General features: G+C 71.5%; 19 protein-coding genes. 8 read left to right on the top strand and 11 right to left on the bottom strand.

What is annotated here, in order from left to right; translation table 11 throughout:
* Positions 1–270: 270 nt before the first annotated feature.
* Genes OG568_RS06925 through OG568_RS06940 form a run of 4 tightly spaced genes read right to left on the bottom strand, consistent with a single transcriptional unit; the run spans position 271 to position 4,289 of the window.
* Positions 271–1,041: an SDR family NAD(P)-dependent oxidoreductase gene (locus OG568_RS06925; RefSeq protein ID WP_329530740.1), complete on the bottom strand. Its 771-nt coding sequence runs from the start codon at positions 1,039–1,041 to the stop codon at positions 271–273.
* Positions 1,038–2,339: a histidinol dehydrogenase gene (gene hisD, locus OG568_RS06930; protein ID WP_329530741.1), complete on the bottom strand. Its 1,302-nt coding sequence runs from the start codon at positions 2,337–2,339 to the stop codon at positions 1,038–1,040. Before hisD ends, OG568_RS06925 begins: the two co-directional genes overlap by 4 nt.
* Positions 2,340–2,379: 40 nt before the next feature.
* Positions 2,380–3,318, bottom strand: a complete 939-nt coding sequence (locus OG568_RS06935; protein WP_329530742.1) for a VOC family protein — start codon at positions 3,316–3,318, stop codon at positions 2,380–2,382.
* The gene (locus tag OG568_RS06940) at positions 3,315–4,289 is read right to left on the bottom strand and encodes a fumarylacetoacetate hydrolase family protein (protein ID WP_329530743.1); all 975 of its coding nucleotides are present in this window, start codon (positions 4,287–4,289) and stop codon (positions 3,315–3,317) included. The genes OG568_RS06935 and OG568_RS06940 overlap by 4 nt, the downstream gene beginning before the upstream one ends.
* A 228-nt stretch (positions 4,290–4,517) precedes the next feature.
* Here OG568_RS06940 and OG568_RS06945 point away from each other — a divergent pair, with 228 nt between their 5' ends.
* From OG568_RS06945 to OG568_RS06980, 8 genes are all read left to right on the top strand, one after another.
* On the top strand, positions 4,518–4,823 hold the full coding sequence (locus OG568_RS06945; protein WP_266425902.1) for an antibiotic biosynthesis monooxygenase family protein: 306 nt from the start codon (positions 4,518–4,520) through the stop codon (positions 4,821–4,823).
* Positions 4,824–4,864: 41 nt separating this feature from the next.
* Positions 4,865–5,989: an FAD-dependent monooxygenase gene (locus tag OG568_RS06950; protein WP_329530744.1), complete on the top strand. Its 1,125-nt coding sequence runs from the start codon at positions 4,865–4,867 to the stop codon at positions 5,987–5,989.
* Positions 5,986–6,990, top strand: coding sequence for an amidohydrolase family protein (locus tag OG568_RS06955; protein WP_329530745.1), 1,005 nt, complete (start codon positions 5,986–5,988; stop codon positions 6,988–6,990). Before OG568_RS06950 ends, OG568_RS06955 begins: the two co-directional genes overlap by 4 nt.
* Positions 6,987–7,955 carry a cyclase family protein gene (locus OG568_RS06960; RefSeq protein ID WP_329530746.1) on the top strand — a complete coding sequence of 323 codons (969 nt, stop codon included), beginning with the start codon at positions 6,987–6,989 and terminating at the stop codon, positions 7,953–7,955. Before OG568_RS06955 ends, OG568_RS06960 begins: the two co-directional genes overlap by 4 nt.
* Positions 7,956–7,963: 8 nt before the next feature.
* Positions 7,964–9,334 carry an FAD-binding oxidoreductase gene (locus tag OG568_RS06965; RefSeq protein ID WP_329530747.1) on the top strand — a complete coding sequence of 457 codons (1,371 nt, stop codon included), beginning with the start codon at positions 7,964–7,966 and terminating at the stop codon, positions 9,332–9,334.
* Between the two features lie 3 nt (positions 9,335–9,337).
* The gene (locus tag OG568_RS06970) at positions 9,338–10,294 is read left to right on the top strand and encodes a fumarylacetoacetate hydrolase family protein (RefSeq protein WP_329530748.1); all 957 of its coding nucleotides are present in this window, start codon (positions 9,338–9,340) and stop codon (positions 10,292–10,294) included.
* Between the two features lie 154 nt (positions 10,295–10,448).
* Positions 10,449–11,429, top strand: a complete 981-nt coding sequence (locus OG568_RS06975) for a LysR family transcriptional regulator (protein WP_266588860.1) — start codon at positions 10,449–10,451, stop codon at positions 11,427–11,429.
* Positions 11,430–11,465: 36 nt separating this feature from the next.
* Positions 11,466–12,236 (top strand): SDR family NAD(P)-dependent oxidoreductase, encoded by a 771-nt coding sequence (locus OG568_RS06980; RefSeq protein ID WP_329530749.1) that lies wholly within the window; start codon positions 11,466–11,468, stop codon positions 12,234–12,236.
* Here the strand turns inward: OG568_RS06980 and OG568_RS06985 are convergent.
* From OG568_RS06985 to OG568_RS07015, 7 genes are all read right to left on the bottom strand, one after another.
* Positions 12,211–13,509: an RNA polymerase sigma factor gene (locus OG568_RS06985; RefSeq protein ID WP_443077852.1), complete on the bottom strand. Its 1,299-nt coding sequence runs from the start codon at positions 13,507–13,509 to the stop codon at positions 12,211–12,213. The two genes, OG568_RS06980 and OG568_RS06985, sit on opposite strands and share 26 nt — an antisense overlap.
* Before the next feature lie 5 nt (positions 13,510–13,514).
* Entirely contained in the window at positions 13,515–13,856 is a 342-nt protein-coding gene (locus OG568_RS06990; RefSeq protein ID WP_266425924.1) for a YciI family protein, read from the bottom strand.
* Positions 13,853–14,587 carry a YciI family protein gene (locus OG568_RS06995; RefSeq protein ID WP_329530751.1) on the bottom strand — a complete coding sequence of 245 codons (735 nt, stop codon included), beginning with the start codon at positions 14,585–14,587 and terminating at the stop codon, positions 13,853–13,855. Before OG568_RS06995 ends, OG568_RS06990 begins: the two co-directional genes overlap by 4 nt.
* A gap of 122 nt (positions 14,588–14,709) precedes the next feature.
* On the bottom strand, positions 14,710–16,254 hold the full coding sequence (locus tag OG568_RS07000) for an MFS transporter (RefSeq protein ID WP_329530752.1): 1,545 nt from the start codon (positions 16,252–16,254) through the stop codon (positions 14,710–14,712).
* A gap of 11 nt (positions 16,255–16,265) precedes the next feature.
* Complete coding sequence (locus tag OG568_RS07005) at positions 16,266–16,679, bottom strand: VOC family protein (protein WP_329530754.1); 414 nt, start codon at positions 16,677–16,679, stop codon at positions 16,266–16,268.
* Between the two features lie 6 nt (positions 16,680–16,685).
* The gene (locus tag OG568_RS07010) at positions 16,686–17,465 is read right to left on the bottom strand and encodes an SDR family NAD(P)-dependent oxidoreductase (RefSeq protein WP_329530755.1); all 780 of its coding nucleotides are present in this window, start codon (positions 17,463–17,465) and stop codon (positions 16,686–16,688) included.
* Positions 17,466–17,608: 143 nt separating this feature from the next.
* On the bottom strand, positions 17,609–18,838 hold the full coding sequence (locus tag OG568_RS07015; RefSeq protein ID WP_329536284.1) for a cytochrome P450 family protein: 1,230 nt from the start codon (positions 18,836–18,838) through the stop codon (positions 17,609–17,611).
* Between the last annotated feature and the right edge of the window lie 60 nt (positions 18,839–18,898).

The following is an 18,898-nucleotide window of genomic DNA, read 5'->3' on the forward strand; positions in this document are numbered from 1 at the left end:
CGGATTCATGGGGGCGACGGCTCGGGCGGAGGCACCAGAGGTGCGCATGAGGAAGTGAATCAGCCCTGCGCACAAGGGAGTAGTCGCCTTGCGGACACATACGGGAGGGCGATGTCTCAGATCGTGCGGCCCGGTTCATGGCCGTCACACAGTGTGGTCACAGACGGGACGGCTGGGAACGCACGACGGTGTGGCGGACGGCCCGGACCGTCCGCCACACCGCGTGCTCGCCGCACCGTGTTGGCCACACCATGCTCCCCGCGCCCGGGACTACGCCGGGGCGATCATCCCCGCCGAGAGGTCTATGTCCGCCCCGCACAGCCCCGGCATCGCGAGCATCGCCACGAGCGCCCGGGCGACCTCGTCCTCCTCCACGAGGCGGCCCAGCGCGGCGCGCGAGGCGAAGTCCCGCTCGGCGGCCTCCACGCTCGTGCCGGTCAGCTCGGCCGTCAGCCGGAAGTTGCGATCCATGCGCGGGCCCCGGACCGGCCCGGGGGAAAGGGAGTTGACCGAGACGCCGTACGCTCCGGCCTCTCCCGCCAGCGTCCGGGTCAGACCGAGCAGCGCCATCTTCGAGGCGGTGTAGGGAGTCCGGTTCAGCAGCGGCCGCTTCCCGCTCACGGAGGCGATGTTGACGATGTCACCGCGGCCGACCGCGATCATCGCCGGCAGAAAGGCCCGGCACATCAGGTACACCCCGCGGACGTTGGCGGCGAACACCTCGTCCCACTCCTGCGGCTCGATGTCGGTGAGCGGCCGTACCGGTCCCGCGACCCCGGCGTTGTTGACGAGCAAAGACACCTCCTCGTCGGCGAGTTCGAGGGCCAGGGCGCGCACCGACTCCGGGTCGGATACGTCGCACACCGCCGTACGGGTCCCTCCGCCCACCTCGGCCACCAGCGCCGCCGTGTCGGCGAGGGCCCGCTCGCTCCGGCCGGCGAGAATCACCCGGGCCCCGGCTCCCGCCAGGGCGAGCGCGAAGGCCCGCCCCAGCGGTCCGCCGCCGCCCGTGATCAGCGCCGTACGCCCGTGGAGGGTCATGCCGTGTTCCACGGCAGTTCGTCGCCCGCGGCCTTCGCCGCCCGCACATCACCGGAGCGGGCGTGCCCCTCGAACAGCTCGACGCGGGAGGCGCGCCCGCACAGCCGGCCGAGCAGGGCCCCCGAGCCGGTGTCCGTGACCTCCTGGTAGGTGACCGTCTTGAGGTACTTCCCCACCCACAGGCCGCCGGTGTAGCGGGCGGCGCCCCTGGTCGGCAGCACATGGTTCGTGCCGATCACCTTGTCGCCGAAGGACACACAGGTGCCCTCGCCCAGGAAGAGCGCGCCGTACTGCGTCATCCTGCGCAGGGCCTCGCGCGGCTCGGCGGTCAGGACCTCGACGTGCTCGAAGGCGAACGCGTCGGCGAGCGCGTACAGCTCGTCGAGGGAGTCCACGACGTGCACCTGCCCGTGGTCGCGCCAGGCCGGCCCCGCGAAGTCGCGTGTGGGCATGCCCGGCAGGAGCCGTTCCACCTCGGCGATGGTCCTCTCGGCGATCTCCCGGGAGGTGGTGATCAGGACGGCCGGGGAGTCGGGGCCGTGCTCGGCCTGGGAGAGCAGGTCGACGGCGCACACGAAGGGGTCGGCGGCGCTGTCGGCGAGGACCAGGATCTCCGTCGGGCCCGCGAAGAGGTCGATGCCGATCTCGCCGAACAGCTGTCGCTTGGCCTCGGCGACATACGCGTTGCCCGGTCCGGCGATCAGGTTCACCGGCTCCATCGTGTCCGTGCCGACGGCCATCGCGGCGACGGCCTGTACGCCACCCAGCAGCCAGATCTCGTCCGCGCCCGCGAGGTGCGCGGCGGCGACGGTGGCCGCGGGGATCTCACCGTGGATCGGGGGCGTGCAGGCGACGACCCGCGGCACGCCCGCGACCTTCGCCGTGACGATGGTCATGTGCGCGGACGCGGTGAGCGGGTAGCGGCCGCCGGGGATGTAGGCGCCGGCCGCCCGCACCGGGATGTGCTTCTGTCCGAGTCGCACGCCCGGCAGGGTCTCCACCTCGAACTCGCCCATCGAGTCGAGCTGGTGGCGGGCGAAGGAGCGCACCTGGTCCTGGACGAAGCGGATGTCGTCGATGACCTGCCGCGGGACCGAGGCGACGATCTTCTCGATCTCCTCGGCGGAGAGCCGGAAGGCGTCGGGGCTCCACCGGTCGAACTTCTCGGAGTACGCGCGCACGGCCGCGTCGCCGCGCTCGCGGATGTCCGCGATGACGCCCGCCACGGTCTCGCGCACCTGGTCGAGCGAGGCGGTGACCTCCGCCCGGGGTACGGCGTGCTTCAGGATCGTTGCCACAACCGCGGCCTCTCTGGGGGTGGTTGACGGCATTCGGGAGCTACACGGGGGGTGCGACGAACAGCACGTCGGGGTCGTTGAACTGCTCCTTGGCCACCGACTCGCTCATCGGGTCGGCGGTGCCCCACTGGTCCTGGGTGATCGGGTCGTCCACGTCGTGGCGGCCCGGGTGCCACAGGTCCTCCTCCAGGACCGCGAGTTCGGTCGTGTACTCAACCGTGTTGCCGTGCGGGTCGTGGAAGTAGGAGAAGGTGTTGTCGCCCGCGAGGTGGCGGCCCGGGCCCCAGGTGAGCCGGGTGCCGGCGCGCAGCGCCCGCCCCGTGCCGCGCATGTACTCCTCCACGCCGCGCATCTCGAACGAGGCGTGGTGCAGGGAGACATGAGGGCCGCGCGCGATGGCGAAGGAGTGGTGGAGCGGGCTGCACCGCAGGAAGTACATGAGGTCGCCCATGTGCGTCGAGTACAGGGTGTCGGTGAGCCGGAAGCCGAGGTGCCGGACGTAGAAGTCCCGCAGTCCTTGCGGGTCCCGGGAGTTGACCACGCAGTGCGAGAGGCGCACCGGGATCGCCTCGCGCTCCTCGATCCTGCGGTGTGCGCGCGTCTCGACGTCGGCGGACACCTCCACGACCCGCCCGTCCGGGTCGAAGAAGCGGAAGCCGTAGCCGCCGCCGGGCGTGTCCAAAGCCCCCGGCTCGCAGATGAGTTGGACTCCGGACCGCCCGAGCCGCAGATGCAGCTCGTCCACGGCGGCCGGCGAGACGGCGCCGAAGGCGACCAGGTCCATCCGCTTCCGCTCGTCCTCGCGGATGCGGACGATGTACTGCTCGGGGCTGCCTTCGGCGGCGAAGAAGGCGATCCCGCTGTCGTTCGCGACCTCGGTCAGGCCCCAGATGGTGCCGTAGAAGGCACGCTGCCTGGCGAAGTCCGGTACGGCCAGGTCGACATGGCGGAGATGGGTGATGGGCTGGAAGGGGGTCACTGTCCGCTCCTGACGGTGTTGCGCTGGTGGCCGAGGCCCGTGATCTCCGCCTCCATGACGTCTCCGGGCTTGAGGAAGACGCCCCAGTGGGCGCCGTTGCCCGCCGGGGAGCCGGTGAGCAGCAGGTCGCCGGGGCGCAGGGTGGTGGTCGAGGAGGCATAGGCGATGAGCCGGGGAATGTCGAAGATCATGTCCTTGGTGGACTCGTCCTGGCGCACGACCCCGTTGTGGCGCAGGGTGATCCGGACGTCCACGTCTTCGGTGGGGTTGCCGACGAAGGCGGCCGGTACGAGGAAGGGGCCGGTCGGCAGGAAGGTGTCGGCGTTCTTGGCGGTGAACCAGTCGGTGCCGATGGCCTTGAGGTCGGGCCGGTAGAGCCGGTCGCGGGTGGTGAGGTCGTTGCAGATGGTGTAGGCGGCGACGTACGACATCGCGTCCTCGGTGGGGATGTTCTTGCCCGTCCTGCCGATCACGAGGGCGAGTTCGAGCTCCCAGTCGTGCTGCTCGCCGAGCGCGGGCAGCACGATGTCGTCGTACGGGCCGCAGATCGCGCGGGGCGAGCCGAGAAAGACGTACGGGACGCCGTCGCGGATCCGCTCGTCCATCATCCGCTCGGCGTCCACGCGGGCCTCCTCGGGTGTGGCGCCGTGCACGCTCTCCTTCTCCGCGGCGACCAGGTCCACCACGTGCTTGCGGTAGTTGGCTCCGCTCTGCAGAATCTGGCCGGGCTCGATGGGGGCGAGGACACGGAGGTCGGCGAGGTCGTACCAGGCGTCGGCGGTCTCCTGGGCGCGATCGACCAGGCGCGGGAAGAGGGCCTCCCAGTCCTCGATCACCGCGCGCACGGACGGCGCCAGGTCGGACAGGTCACGTACCCGGGGCCCGACGACCAGGCCCGGGAAGACCCGGGAGTCGTCCCCGAAGGTACCGAGGGCGAACGGTCCGGCGTGGGAAGGGAGTCGGTCGGGCACGGGTGGTCTCCTCGTACGGCGGGTGGCTTGCCGTCGACGCTAGGCAGCGCGGGGGCGGGGCGGAAATGGCGATCCGCGATGCCTGCCATCAGGGGCCCCCAGGCCGTGTGATCAGCGGCCCATCGTCGTACGGGATGGATGACGTGCCCCTTGTCGATGCCTCGATCCGTTGACCCTGCAACGACCGTCCGATCAGGCTCGGAGCACCATCGGACCTGAGGAGCGAGTGTGATCGTCGAGCATGCCGAGCTGACCGTCGAAGCCGGTCGTGAGCGAGTTTTCGAGGCCGTCTTCGACAAGGCCCGCGAGGTGCTCGCCGAGGCCGACGGGTTCCGCTGGACCGAGCTGCTGCGCTGCGAGGAGCGCCCGGACCGCTATCTCCTGCTGGTCGGCTGGACGTCCGTGGAGGCGCACACGGTCGGCTTCCGCAGTTCCGAGCGCTTCCAGCGGTGGCGTGCCCTGGTCGGCCCGTTCTTCGCCGCGCCGCCCGCCGTCGAGCACTACCGCACGCTCGGCGACCGCTTCACCGCCTGAGCGCACCCCTCCTCCTTCTTCTACGTTCGCAAGGATCGCCCATGCCCGTACACAAGGTGCTCGTCGTCGGCGGCGGCATCACCGGTAGCGTGCTGTCGCTCGCGCTCGCCCAGCGGGGCGCGGAGGTCGAGCTCGCCGAGATATCGCCCCAGTGGTTCGGTGTGGGCCACGGCATCACCGTCCAGGGCAACGCGCTCAAGGCGCTGCGCTCCGTGGGCGTGCTCGACCGGGTGCTCGCCCGGGCCGTCCCGTTCGACGTGATGCGGCTGCGCCGGGCCGACGGCGGACTGCTCGCCGAGCTGCGCACCCCGCACACCGGCGGCGCGGAGCTGCCCTCGACGGCGGGCGCGCTGCGCTCGGACCTTCAGGACGCGCTGTGCGACGCGGTCTACGCGCAGGGGGTGCGCGTCCGGCTCGCGCTGAGCGTGGCGAAGCTCGACCAGTCCCTGGGCCATGTGGACGTCACGTTCACCGACGGCACCACCGGCCGCTACGACCTCGTGGTCGGCGCCGACGGCATCAACTCGGGGATGCGGGAGCTGATCGGCATCACCACCAGGCCCCGCCCGGTCGGCATGTCGATCTTCCGGGTGGTCGCGCGGCGTCCACCCGAGATGGACTGCGCGGAGGTGTACTACGGCGGCCCGCGCTACAAGGCCGGCTACAGCCCGATCTCGCCCGACCAGTGCTACGCCTACCTGCTGGACGAGAACCTCGACGCCTCGCTGATCGGCCCGCGTGTCCCGCTGTCGCTGCTGCGCGAGCGGGGCGCCGGGTACGGCGGCACGTGGGGCAGGGTCCTCGCCTCGCTGCCGGAGGACACCCCGGTCGACTACCGGTGGATCGAGGCGATACTCGTCGACGAGCCCTGGTACCGGGGCCGTACGGTGATCATCGGGGACGCGGCGCACGCCTGCCCGCCGCTCATCGCGCAGGGCGCCGCGATGTGCGCCGAGGACGCTGTCGTGCTCGCGGAGCTCGTCACCGGCGGGGCGCCGCTCGACGAGGCGCTCGACACGTTCATGGCGCGCCGGCTGCCCCGGGTGCGGGTGGTGCTGGAGAACTCGCTGCGGCTCGCCGACTGGGAGATCCACCCGGAGACGCCCGGCGCCGACCCCGGCCGGATCATGTCGGAGACCCTGGACTATCTGACGGCCGCCGCGTGAACGCCCCCGTCGTGGACTTCCACGGTCACCTCGCCGTCCCCGCCGCCGACGCGCTCTGCGCCGACGCGCCCGGCCTGGCGGCCGAGCTGGCCGCCGAACAGCGGGCGCACTCCCCCACGTCACTTGCCGTCAACCGCGCCCAACTACAGCGTCTGTCACCGAAGTTGACGGATGTCACGGCCAGGCTCGCCGAGCTGGACGCGATGGGTGTCGACCTCCAGGTGGTCGGCCCGATGCCGATGCACCACTACTGGGCGGACGCGGATCTCGCCGTACGCCTGGCGCGCACGGTGAACGAGGCCGTGGCCGCGCACTGCGAGGTGGCGCCGGAGCGGCTGTACGGCCTGGGCACGGTACCGCTCCAGCATCCGGACCTCGCGGTCGCGCTCCTCGACAAGGCGGTCACCGAGTACGGCCTGTACGGGATCAGCGTGTCCACGACCGTGGTCGGACGGGAACTCGCGGACCCCGCGCACGACGCGGTGTGGCAGCGGGCCGAGGAGCTCGGCGCGGTCGTCTTCGTGCACCCCTGGGGCTGCTCGCTCGGGGAGCGGCTGGCCACGCACTACCTCGGCAACACGGTCGGGCAACCCGTCGAGACGACGGTCGCGCTCTCGCACCTCATCTTCACCGGTGTCCTGGACCGCTTCCCCGACCTCAGGCTCGTCGCCGCGCACGGCGGGGGCTATCTGCCGACGTACATCGGCCGTTCCGACCACGCCTGGCACCGGCGCACGGACGCGCGCGGCTGCGTCGAGCCGCCGAGCGCGTATCTGCGGCGCATCTGGTTCGACGCGCTCGTCTACACCCCGGGCGGACTGCGCCATCTGGTCGAGGCGGTCGGGGCGGACCGGGTCGTCCTCGGCACGGACTTCCCCTTCGACATGGGCGTCGACGATCCGGTGGCCCGGCTGGACGCCGCCGGGCTGTCCCCCGCCGACCGTGCCGCCGTCGCCGGGGGCAACGCTCTCGACCTGCTGCAGAAAGGACGTACTCGATGAGCCTGGGTCCGATCGAGGAAGAGCTCGCCAAAGCCCGTTCCGCCTACCGGAACTGGGGCCGCTGGGGCGAGGAGGACGTGCTGGGCACGCTCAATTTCATCGACGACGCGATACGGGCGCACGCGGCGGGCCTGGTCCGGCGCGGCCGGTCGTTCTCGCTCTCCCAGGAGTTCAACGAGAGGGGCCCGCAGCGCGGCTTCCGGGGGCGGATCAACCCCGTCCACTACATGAAGGACACCGGTTCGGACGCCGCCGCCGGGACGCAGGGCTTCCCGCACGGCTTCGGCGGCGCCGACGACCATGTGGTGATGCCGCTCCAGGCCTCCACCCAGTGGGACGGCCTCGGCCACATCTACGACAACAAGCAGGCGTGGAACGGCCGTCCGTGCACCATCGTGAGCGGCGACGGCGACTCGGTCACCGGCATCGAGCACATGAAGGACGCCTTCACCGGCCGCGGTGTGCTGCTCGACGTGGGCCGCGCGGTCGGCGACGCACTCGGTGAACTCCCCGACGGCTTCCCGATCCTGGAGGAGCACCTGCGCGCCACCATCGAGGCGCAGGGCGCCACGTCCTCCGTACGCCGCGGCGACCTCGTCCTCATCAGGACCGGGCAGTTGGGGCGGGTGCGGCGACTCGGCGAGTGGGGTGGGTACGCCGCCGGGGACGCGCCCGGGCTCTCCTTCACCACCCTCGGCTGGCTGCACCGGACGGAGATCGCCGCGATCGCCTCCGACACCTGGGGCCTCGAAGTACGCCCGCATGAGTTCGCCCAGCCCGCGATGTCCCCGCTGCACCAGATCGCGATCCCCAACATGGGCCTCCCGCTCGGGGAGATGTGGGACCTGGAGGAACTGGCCGAGGACTGCGCGGCCGACGGCGTCCACGAGTTCCTGCTGGTCGCGGCGCCGCTGCCGGTGACCGGCGCGGTGGGCGCCCCCGTCAACCCGATCGCGGTCAAGTGAGTGCGCGCGTGAGCCGCGGCCGATTCACCGGCGCCCTCCACCTCCCCGGCGAGGAGGACTTCGAGGAGGCGTGTTTCGGACGGGTCTTCAACGCCCGCCGCCCGTCGGACCGCGTCCCCGCCGCCGTCCTCATGGCCGAGTCCGAACAGGACGTCGTCGCCGGCGTACGACTCGCCCTGGAGCGGGGCTGGCAGGTCGCCGTCCGCTCCGGCGGGCACAGCTGGGCCGCCTGGTCGGTGCGCGAGGACGCGCTGCTGATCGACCTCGGGGGCCTGCGCGAGATGGCGTACGACCCGCGGACCGGGATCGTGACGGCGACGCCCGGCGTCAAGGGCGGCGACGAACTCAACCCGTACCTCGCGCGGTTCGGCCGTTTCTTCAACGGCGGGCACTGTCCCTCCGTCGGCATCGGCGGCTTTCTGCTCCAGGGCGGGCAGGGCTGGAACGCGCGCGGCTGGGGCTGGGCGGCCGAGAACGTCGTCGCGATCGACGTCGTCACCGCCGAGGGCGAGCTGGTGCACGCCGACGAGACGCACCACAGCGACCTGTTCTGGGCGGCGCGAGGCGCGGGCCCGGGCTTCTTCGGGGTCGTCACCCGCTTCCATCTGCGCACCCGCCCGCTGCCGAAGCAGCTGGCGCACACCGTGCACGCCTACCCGCTCGCCCTCTTCGACGAGGTCATGACCTGGCTGCACGGCATGCACCACACCGTCTCCGACCTGGTCGAGATCGTCGCCCTGACACAGACCCCGCCCGCCGGGGAGGGGCCGGTGCTGCTGGTCACGGGCGTGTCGATGACCGACACCGCCGAGCAGGCCGCCGAGGCGCTGGCCCCGCTGCACTCCAATCCGTACGCGGACCGGGCGCTGCTGCGGATCGAGGCGCGGCCGACGACGTTCGCCGAGCAGCTCCAGGGCCAGCGCCTCGCCAACCCCGAGGGACATCGCTATCTCGTCGACAACGCCTGGCTGACCGGATCCGCCGACCAGGTCGTGCCCGCGATCCGCAAGGCGTTCACCGAGCAGCCGACCCGGCAGACCTTCACCATCTGGTTCTCGATGGCCCCGCTGCGCGAACTCCCGGACATGGCCTTCTCGTTGCAGTCCGAGATCTATTGCGCCACCTACGTCGTCCACGACGATCCCGAGCGCGACGCCGAGCTGCGCGGCTGGCTCGACGGGGCGATGGCGGCGATGCGGCCGGTGACCGCGGGCCAGTACCTCGGGGACTGCGACTTCACCGTGCGGCAGCTGAGGTTCATGGGAGACGCGCAGTGGGAGCGGCTTCAGGAGATCCGGGCGGCTCGCGACCCCAAGGGCCTCTTCGTGGGCCATCTGAGCGCCGAAGCCGTCACCAACACCAACGACTGGGAGCGATAGGACATGCGGTTCACGACATACGCGTACGAGGGCGTGGAGCGCGCCGGGGTCGTCCGGGACGGGACCATCCATCCGCTGCCGCCCGGCACCACCGTCCTGTCGCTCGTCGAGCAGGAGGCGCTGCATGCCGCCGGCGGCGAAGCGCTCACCGTCGACAGTGACTTGACGGTGGATCAGGTACGGCTGCTGCCCCCGCTGAAGGCGCCGTCCATCCGGGACTTCGTCGGTTTCGAGGCGCACATCGAGGGGGTCGCCAAATCGCTGGACGGCCTGGAGCACGTGCCTGAGGAGTGGTACCGGGCGCCGAACTTCTACTTCACCAACCCGCACGCGGCCTACGGCGCGCACGACGACGTTCCCGTGCCGGCGGGCTGCTCGGTGCTCGACTTCGAACTGGAGGTGGGCGCGGTCGTCGGCCGCGCGGGCCGGGACCTCACGCCCGAGCAGGCCCGCGAGCACATCGTCGGCTATCTCGTCTTCAACGACTGGTCGGCCCGCGACCTGCAGAAACCGGAGAAGAACCTCGGGCTCGGCTTCTCCAAGGGCAAGGACTTCGCGAACACCCTCGGCCCGTACCTGGTCACGGCCGACGAGGTGGCGGACCGGCGTGACCCGGACGGTTTCCTCGACCTGGAGATGACGGTCACCCTCAACGGCGAGCTGATCGGCCGCGACACGCTCGCCAACGTCTCCTGGACCTTCGAGGAGATGGTCGCCTATGCCGCCCGCGACACCTGGGTGCGCCCCGGCGACATCCTCGGCTCGGGCACCTGCGGCTGGGGGGCGCTCGCGGAGTTCTGGGGGCGCGTCGGAGACCGTACGCCGCCGCCCCTGAAGCCCGGCGACGAGGTGACGCTCACCGTGGAGCGCCTCGGCAGCGTCTCCAACCGGATCGTCCCCGGACGCACGGACGTGTACCTTCCGCGGGCCCGCAAGCGCGGTCGCACGCCCCGGCCGTAGTCCTCCGTACCCCTTTCGACCTGCGTACATCCAGGGATCCGATGGCAGCCATCGGATCCCTGTGAGTTCACCCCAGGACCTTTCCCCGGCGGGAACCCGGTCGTTACGCTCCCCTTCCACCGAGCTTCAACGACGCGGCCGGAAGGAAACACCCATGGGTCTCGGAGCGATCGACCTGAATCTTCTGGTGGCGCTGGAAGCCCTCCTGGAGGAGAAGAACGTCACCCACGCGGGGGTGCGGCTGTCCACCAGCCAGTCCGCGATGAGCGGCTCGCTGGCCCGGCTGCGGCGGCACTTCAACGACGAGCTGCTGATACGGGTGGGCCGCGAGTACGAGCTGACGCCGCTCGCGGAGCGCCTGCTGCCGGTCGTCCAGGCCTCCCTGCACAAGGCCGAGGAAGCGCTGTCGCTGACCCGGCACTTCGAGCCGTCGCGCAGCCGGCAGCGCTTCTCGGTGGTGATGTCGGACTACGTGATGACGGTGTTCGTGGAGCCACTGCTGCGGGCCATCGCGCAGGAGGCGCCGGGCGTCCGCATCGACTTCCACCCCATCGTGGACGGACAGTTGGAGACGGAGACCCATCTGCGCTGTCACGACCTGATGATCGTGCCGCTCGGGTACCAGTTGCCGGGCGTCAGCGAGGCCGTGATGCACGACCGGTTCGTGTGTCTCGTCGACCCCGGCAGCCCGCGCCTGGTGGACGGACGACTCGCCCTGCGCGACCTGGCGGAGATGCCGCACGCCGCGTGCGGCATCGGCAAGCTCACACCGGCCGACCGCCAGTTGGAGACGCTCGGCATCACGCCCAGGGTGCAGGTCAGCACGCCCGGTTTCAATGTGCTGCCGTTCCTGGTGAGCGGCACCGACCTGGTCGCCCTGGTGCCCGAGCGGCTCGCCCGGCGCTACGAGGGCTTCGCCCGCTGTGCCGTCGTACCGACACCGTTCCCGGACGTGCCGCTCGTGGAGGCCATGTACTGGCACCACAACCGGCACGCGGATCCCGCGCACCGGTGGCTGCGGGAGACGGTCCGCAAGGTGGGCGCGTCGCTGGACGATCCCGCGCCCACGCAGATCGCGGACGTGGATGCCAGCCATGGCGAACGCGCGTTTCCGGAGCTGGCCCCGGCTTCCTAGTGTGGGGAGCGAACCCCCACCCCCTTGGAGGATGCCGTGAGCCGCACGCGCCTGGCCGGTCGTACCGTCGTCATCACCGGAGCCGCACAGGGCCAGGGAGCCGTGGAGGTGGCGGCCGCGGCCCACGAGGGGGCCTCGGTCGTCGCGACGGACGTCCTCGACGAGCCCGGCGAGAAGCTCGCCGCCGCCCTGCGCGCCGACGGCCTCGACGTGCGCTACCACCACCTGGACGTGTCGTCGCCGGCGGACTGGGCGGCCCTGGCGAGCTCCCTGGAGGCCGTGCACGGGCTGGTCAACAATGCCGGGATCCCCATGCGCGCCCGTCTCGGCGCGGTCGAACTCGCCGACTGGAACCGGGCGTTCGCGGTGAACACCACCGGCCCGATGCTCGGCATCCAGGCCCTCGCCCCGCTGATGCCGGCCGGGGCCTCGATCGTGAACGTCGGCTCGGTGGCCGCTCTCACCGCCCATCACGCGGTCGCGTACACGGCGAGCAAGTGGGCGCTGCGGGGCCTGTCCAAGGTGGCCGCGCTGGAACTGGCGCCGCGCGGCATCCGTACGAACCTCATCCACCCCGGCTACATCGAGACTCCCCTGATGGCGACGGCGAACCCGGTCTTCACCCGGGCACACCTCTCGATGACTCCGCAGGGCCGCCCGGGCAGCTGCGAGGAGGTGGCGCCTCTGGTGGTCTATCTGCTCTCCGACGAGTCGTCGTACGTGAACGGCGCGGAGATCACCGTGGACGGCGGCTACTCGGCGCACGGCGGGGTGAAGGCGATCACGAACGCCCTCGACGCCGTGTGACCGCCCGGTCGACGGACGGGTCCTGCTCCGGTCGGCACTCCGCGAGCCGCTTTTCCAGAAAGCGCCGCTCGGCCGCGTTCTCCACGAGCTCCAGCGCCCGGCCGTACGCCTCGGCCGCCTCCGCCGGGCGTCCCATGCGGCGCAGCAGATCCGCGCGGGTGGCGGGCAGCAGGTGGTAGCCGTCCAGCTCGCCCTCCCGCTCCAGCTCCGCGACGAGCGCCAGCCCCGCTTCCGGGCCCTCTGACATGCCCACCGCCACGGCACGGTTGAGCCGCACCACGGCGGAGGGCACGAAGCGCGCCAGTTCCCCGTACAGCGCGGCGATGTCGGCCCAGTCCGTGTCCTCGGCCGTCGCGGCGGTGGTGTGGCAGGCGGCGATCGCGGCCTGGATCTGGTAGGGCCCCGGACGGCCGCGCCGCAGGGCGGTCTCCAGAAGGGCGGCGCCCTCGTCGACGGCGGCCCTGTCCCAGGCCGTACGGTCCTGGTCCTCCAGCGTCACCAGCTCGCCCGTCGGGTCCACCCGGGTGGCGCGCCGGGCGTCGTGCAGCAGCAGGAGGGCCAGCAGACCGAGCACCTCGGGTTCGTCGGGCATCAGGCGGGCCAGGACACGGGCGAGCCGGATGGCCTCCGCGCAGAGGTTCGTGCGCATCAGGTCGGCGCCGGACGTGGCGGCGTACCCCTCGTTGAAGAGCAGGTAGACCACGCCGAGGACGCCGGTGGTGCGTTCGGGCAGCAGATGCGCGGGCGGTACGCGGTAGGGGATGCCCGCGTTGCGGATCTTCCGCTTGGCGCGCACCAGGCGCTGCGCCATGGTCGCTTCGGGCACCAGGAAGGCGCGGGCGATCTCGGGGGTGGTGAGCCCGGCGAGGGTGCGCAGGGTCAGCGCCACCCGGGCCTCGATGGGGAGCGCCGGGTGGCAGCAGGTGAAGATCAGGCGCAGGCGGTCGTCCCGGACGCCGCTGTCGTCGCCGTCGTACTCCGGGTCGCTGGGCCCGTCGTCCCGTGCCAGCACCGCCGCCTCCCGCAGTTTCTGAGCGCCCACCGCCTCCCGGCGCAGTACGTCCAGGGCCCGGTGGCGCGCGGTCGTGGTCAGCCAGGCGCCGGGGCGGCGCGGCACTCCGTCGCGCCGCCACCGGTCCAGGGCCTGGGCGAAGGCGTCCTGCGCGCACTCCTCGGCGAGGTCCCAGTCGCCGGTCACCCGGATCAGGGTGGCGACGACCTGGCCCCATTCCTCGCGGAAGGCGGCGGCGACCGCCGCCTCCACGTCGCCGATGCCGTTCACTCCCAGACCGGCCGCACCTCGACCGAGCCGCCGGCCAGCGCCGCCGGATGCCGGGACGCGAGCGAGATGGCCTCGTCGAGGTCGGCGACCTCGATGATGTCGATGCCGGCCACGTACTCCTTGGACTCCACGAACGGCCCGTCGCTGAGCAGGACTTCGTCGCCCTGGACGCGGACGGTGGTGGCGTCGGTGGACGGCCGCAGGCGCGCGCCGCCCTTGACGATGTCGCGGCTTCGGACCTCGTCGATGTACGAGGTGAAGCGGGGGTCGTCGGCGATCTCCTCGGGGCTCAGTTCCTCGCCGCCGACGGGGGTGCAGATGAACAGGACGTACTTCATGACCGGCCCTCCTCGATGCCCGAGTCGAACGCGACCGACGCGTGCTCGTGGGCGATCAGCCAACGGTCTCCCACCGCACGGTAGCCGGTCGTCACGCGCGCCGTGCTGTCCAGCGGCTCGCCCGTGGTGAACGTGCCCCGGATCCGGACGAGTCCGTGGCTGAAGGCGACGCTCTCGTCGACGCGGAGACGGAAGGCGAGCACCTCGCGGCGCACGGGTCCGGTCACGGTGGAGTAGAACCACTCCTGGGCCTTGCGGAGGGCGTCGATTCCGCCTTCCTCCAGGCCGCTCATGGGGTGGAAGACCTCCGTGTCCGGCGTGTGGCAGGCCAGCCTCCGGTCGATGTCCCGCTCACGGAAGGCCGCCGTCAGCTCGTCGTCGAGCCGGCGGATCTCCCCTTCGGCGTCCTCGTCCTCCCAGAACGCGCGCACCTCCATGGCCCCGACGGACGCCACGGGGTGCTTGGCGGCCGCCTCGACGGCCTCTTCCATACTGTCGCACTCGAGGATGTCGTATCCGGCGACGTACTCCTTCGTCTCCGCGAACGGCCCGTCGGTGCGCAGCACCTCGCCACCGCGGACCCGCACGGTGACGGCGTCCGAGGGCAGCCGCAGGCGGTGGCCGTGCAGACGGACACCGCTTTCGCCGAGCTCCTCGACCCACGGCTCCACGGGCGCCATGCCCGACGCGTCGGCGGAGTCGTCGCCGCAGACCAGCAGCATGTACTTCATGGTTCCTCCCGGTGCTCATGAACTTCCTACACCCCACCGACGAACGGGACCGCGCCGAATCGACACCCTGGACGCACGAAGAGGCCGGGGCCCGGGCCCCGGCCTCTTCGTGAGGATCCGCGCTACGCGGTCGCCGTCCGCACCGACGGCTCACCCGTGGCGCCGACCTCCGCTCGGGCGGTGTTCTTGCGCACCAGCAGCAGGGTGACCAGTGCGCCGAGCAGGGACGCGCAGCCGCAGATCACCACGCCGAGGGCCATGCCGTGGCCGAGCGCGGTCTGCGCCGCGGCCCTGGCGCTGTCGCTGCCCGCGTTGACGACGGCGAGCGGGCCCGCGGCGGCCTCCATGCCCGCGTCCGCGCCCTTGAGCTTGCCCACCAGGGCGGAGGAGGCGGCGCTCATCGCGATGGTGCTGATGACGGCGGGGCCCAGGCCCTGGCCGAACTCGCGGACCAGGCTGGTGGCGCCGCTGGCCATGCCGGTCATGTGGATCGGTACGGCGTTCACGGCGGCCGAGGTCAGTGAGGAGACGACGCAGATGAAGCCGATGCCCAGCAGCAGTACCGGGCCGATGAAGGCGGCGAGGGAGGTCGTGGTGATGGGGAGCGCGGCGATCCAGAACTGTCCCGCGGCCATCGGCAGCAGTCCGCCCATCAGCAGCCAGCGGGCGTCGACGCGGGTGAGCATCCGGCTGAGCACCGGTGCCAGCAGCAGCGGGATCAGCTGCAGGATCACGAACGGCATGCTCGCGCGCAGCGCGCTCAGATGCATCACGGCGCCGAGGCGGATGGAGACGCAGTACGCGGTGCCGATGAAGCCGAACATGCCGGCCAGGGCGACAACGGCCGCCGCGGCGAAGGACGGGATCTTCAACAGGTCCAGGTTGAACATGGGCGAGGCGGCGCGGGTCTCGGCGATGACGAAGCCGACGAGGGCCACCGCGGCGAGGGCCAGCGAGCCGACGATCGCCGCGCTGCCCCAGCCGCGGTCGCCGCCCTCGATGATGCCCCAGAGCAGGGCAGTGAGGCCGACGGCGATGGTGATCTGGCCCGGCCAGTCCAGGGCGCGGCCCTCGGGGGCCTTGGAGTCGGTGACCAGTTTCCAGCAGGCGACCGCGACCGCCAGTCCGAGGACGACGGGCGGCACGAACGCCCAGCGGAAGTCGGCGACGGTGGCGAGCACACCGGAGGACAGCGGTCCCACCGCGGAGGCGAGGGAGATGCTGAGCGCCCAGGTCGAGACCGCCTTGGCACGGTCCTTCCCGTCGGGGGTGGCGGCCGCGATGACCGCGAGGGAGCTCGGGAAGAGCGCGGCGGCGCCGATACCGGCCAGCGCCTGCCCGGTCCACATCATGGTGATGTTCTGGGAGGTGGCGTTGAGGAGTTCCCCGATCGCCAGGACGAGCCCGCCGAGCACCAAGAGGCGCTTGCGCCCGAAGAGGTCTCCGACCACACCGAAATTCAGTTCAAGAATGGCGGTGGGGAGAATAAAGGCGGAGGTGACCCAGGCGACCTGGGAACCCGATGCCCCGAAGGCGGCCTGGATCTCGCCATTGATGGGGGACGGAACGGTAATGCACAGTTGCGCGGCGGCGACCGCGAGACAGCAGGCTATGAGTGTTCCGAGGTCGAGTTTCTTCAAAGAGCTCGTGGAGATCGAATCCGTCATCGTGCGTGCCCTCACTCTGCGTTTTTCTCTATGAGTTCGATGAGATTTCCCTCGGGGTCGGTGACCCAGGCCATGCGAATACCGGGTTCGGGGGAAGGTCCCGGTTTCATGGCCGCGCCCGCTCCGTGGGCCACCAAAGCCGCGTAGACGGGGTCGAGTTCGGGGGTGGTGACCGCGAAGTGCCCGTATCCCTCGGTGAGGGCGGCGGTGAGCGGGTCCGGGGCCCGCAGCCCAGGGGTGGATCCGGGCCTGGCGAGGAGTTCGATCCGCCAGCCGTGCGGATGCTCCAGGACGACGGCGCTCAGACCGGGTCCTTCGAGGGCGAACTCGAAGACGGTTCTGAGCCCGAACGCCGCCTGGTACCAGGCGGTTTGGGCGGACAGATCGTGTACGTTGACGCCCACGTGGTCGAGTCGGACGGTCACCGGCGCTCAGCCGGCCATCGCGCTGTCGCCGCCGTCGACCATCAGGTTGGCGCCGTTGACGAACGCCGCCTCGTCGGAGCAGAGGAAGGCGGCGGCGCGCGCGATGTCCTCGGGCTCGCCCACCCGGCCCACCGGGATCCGCGCCTCCAGCTGCGCCTTCGGTCCGTCGGGGTCGTCGAGGAAGGGCGCGGTCGCGGAGGTGCGGGTCATGCCGGGGGCGATGGTGTTGACCCGGATGTGGTGCGGGGCGCCCGCCGCGCACAGGTGCATGCTCATCGCCAGTACCCCGCCCTTGGCGGCGCCGTGCGGGACCATCGGCATGAAGGGGGCGCCCCGGACGGCGGCCACGGAGGCGACGTTGAGGACGGCGCCGCCGCCGCGGGCGATCAGGTGCGGCCAGGCCGCCCGCGTACAGAAGTACGGGATGTCGAGCTCGTTCTTGATGGTGAAGTACCAGTCCTCGGCCGGCATGGTCTCGAACGGTCCGTTCCGCAGCGCGGAGGCGTTGTTGTAGAGGATGTCGATCCCGCCGAGGGCCTCGATCCCCGCGTCGATCCACGCGCGGGCGCCCGCCTCGGTGGAGAGGTCGACCGGGGCGAGGGAGCTCATGACGCCGCCGGCCTTCTCCACGAGTTCCACCGTTTCCGCGGCGGCGTCGGCATCGAGGTCGCAGCCGAATACGGTGGCGCCTTCCGCGGCGAATACCTGGGCCGCGGCCCGCCCTATTCCGGCCCCCGTTCCGCTGATGAAGGCGATTTTTCCGGCCAGTCGACCCATGATTGCCATGTCCCTTGTCCAGTGCCGCCGGTGTGCGGTGCTGGAAGCGTAGGGACGGCCATTGCCCAGAACAAGAAATGGGTCGGCTCAGGGCCATCGCGGTGTCGTATGGCTGGTATGCGGCGGGGTGTCGTGGGTCGGTATGCGCGCGGTCAGCCGCGGGAGGTGCCGAGCCGCACCGGAAGTGCCCGCACGCTGTTGCCGACGAAACTGGCGTCCCGGGTGAGTTCCGCCTCCGTCACGGCGAGGTCGAGGTCGGGGAAACGGGTGAACAGCCGCTCCAGGGCGATGCTCGCCTCCATACGCGCCAACGGGGCACCGAGGCAGTAGTGGGCGCCGTGCCCGAGGGAGAGGTGCCGGGTGGCGCCGGGCCTGGTGGGCCGGGTGACGTCGAAGCGGTCGGCGTCCGGGCCGTGCACGGCCGGGTCACGACCCGCCGCCGAGTAACCGGCCAGCACGGGCGTCCCCTTGGGGATCACCGTGCCGTCGACGGTCAGGTCCCGCACCGGATAGCGGAAGGGGAAGTAGCTGACGGGCGCGTCCCAGCGCAGGGTCTCCTCGACCACGTCGGCCCAGCCCACCCCTCCCTCGCCCCTCAGGACCAGCTCCAGCTGGTCCCGATGGCCGCACAGCGCCCGTACGGCGTTGGTGAGCAGGTTGAGCGTGGTCTCGTGCCCGGCGATGATCATCAGTACCAGGGTGCCGATGAGCTCCTCCTGGCCGAGCCGGTCGCCCTCCTCGTCCCGGGCGGCGATCAGCGCGCTGGTGAGGTCCTCGCCCGGCCGCTCGCCGCGCGCGGCGGCCACGGCGGCGAGCACGGCGACGAGTTCACGGTTGGCCGCCAGGGCCTTCTCCGGGCCGATGTCGGTGGCGACGACCTGGTTCGACAGGTGGTGCAGCCGGTCGCGGTACTCCGCGTCCACCCCGAGCAGTTCGCCGATGACCCCCATGGGCAGCGGCATCGCGAAGTGCCGCCGCAGATCGGCGACTCCGCCGTCCCGCTCGGCCGCCACCTGGAGGTCGTCGAGCAGTCGGGCCGTCAACTCCTCGATCCGGGGCCGCAGTTCCTCGACCCGCCGCGCGGTGAACGCCTTGCTCACCAGCGACCGCAGCCGCCGGTGGTCCTCGCCGTCCGCGGTCGTCATCCCGCGTACGGTCGCGAAGGTCGCGAGCGGCCACCCGGGCGCTATCCGCCCCTCCCGCAACTCGGTGAAGTGCTCGGCGCCCTTGGCGACTTCGGGATGCCCGAGGAACTCCTTCAACGCCTCGTGCCCGAGCACCGCCATCCCCTCCACCTCACCGGGCAGCACCACCGCCGCGACGGCGCTCCGCTCCAGCAGCCGCGCATTGTCTGCGTGCGGGCAGCCGCCGGCCGGGTCCATGCGGTGCGGTGCGACGGGAGAGGGGTCCACCGGAGGTCTCCTTTGGGGGGGCGGGGAGTC

The organism is Streptomyces sp. NBC_01450 (genome assembly GCF_036227505.1).
Classification (GTDB): Bacteria; Actinomycetota; Actinomycetes; order Streptomycetales; family Streptomycetaceae; genus Streptomyces.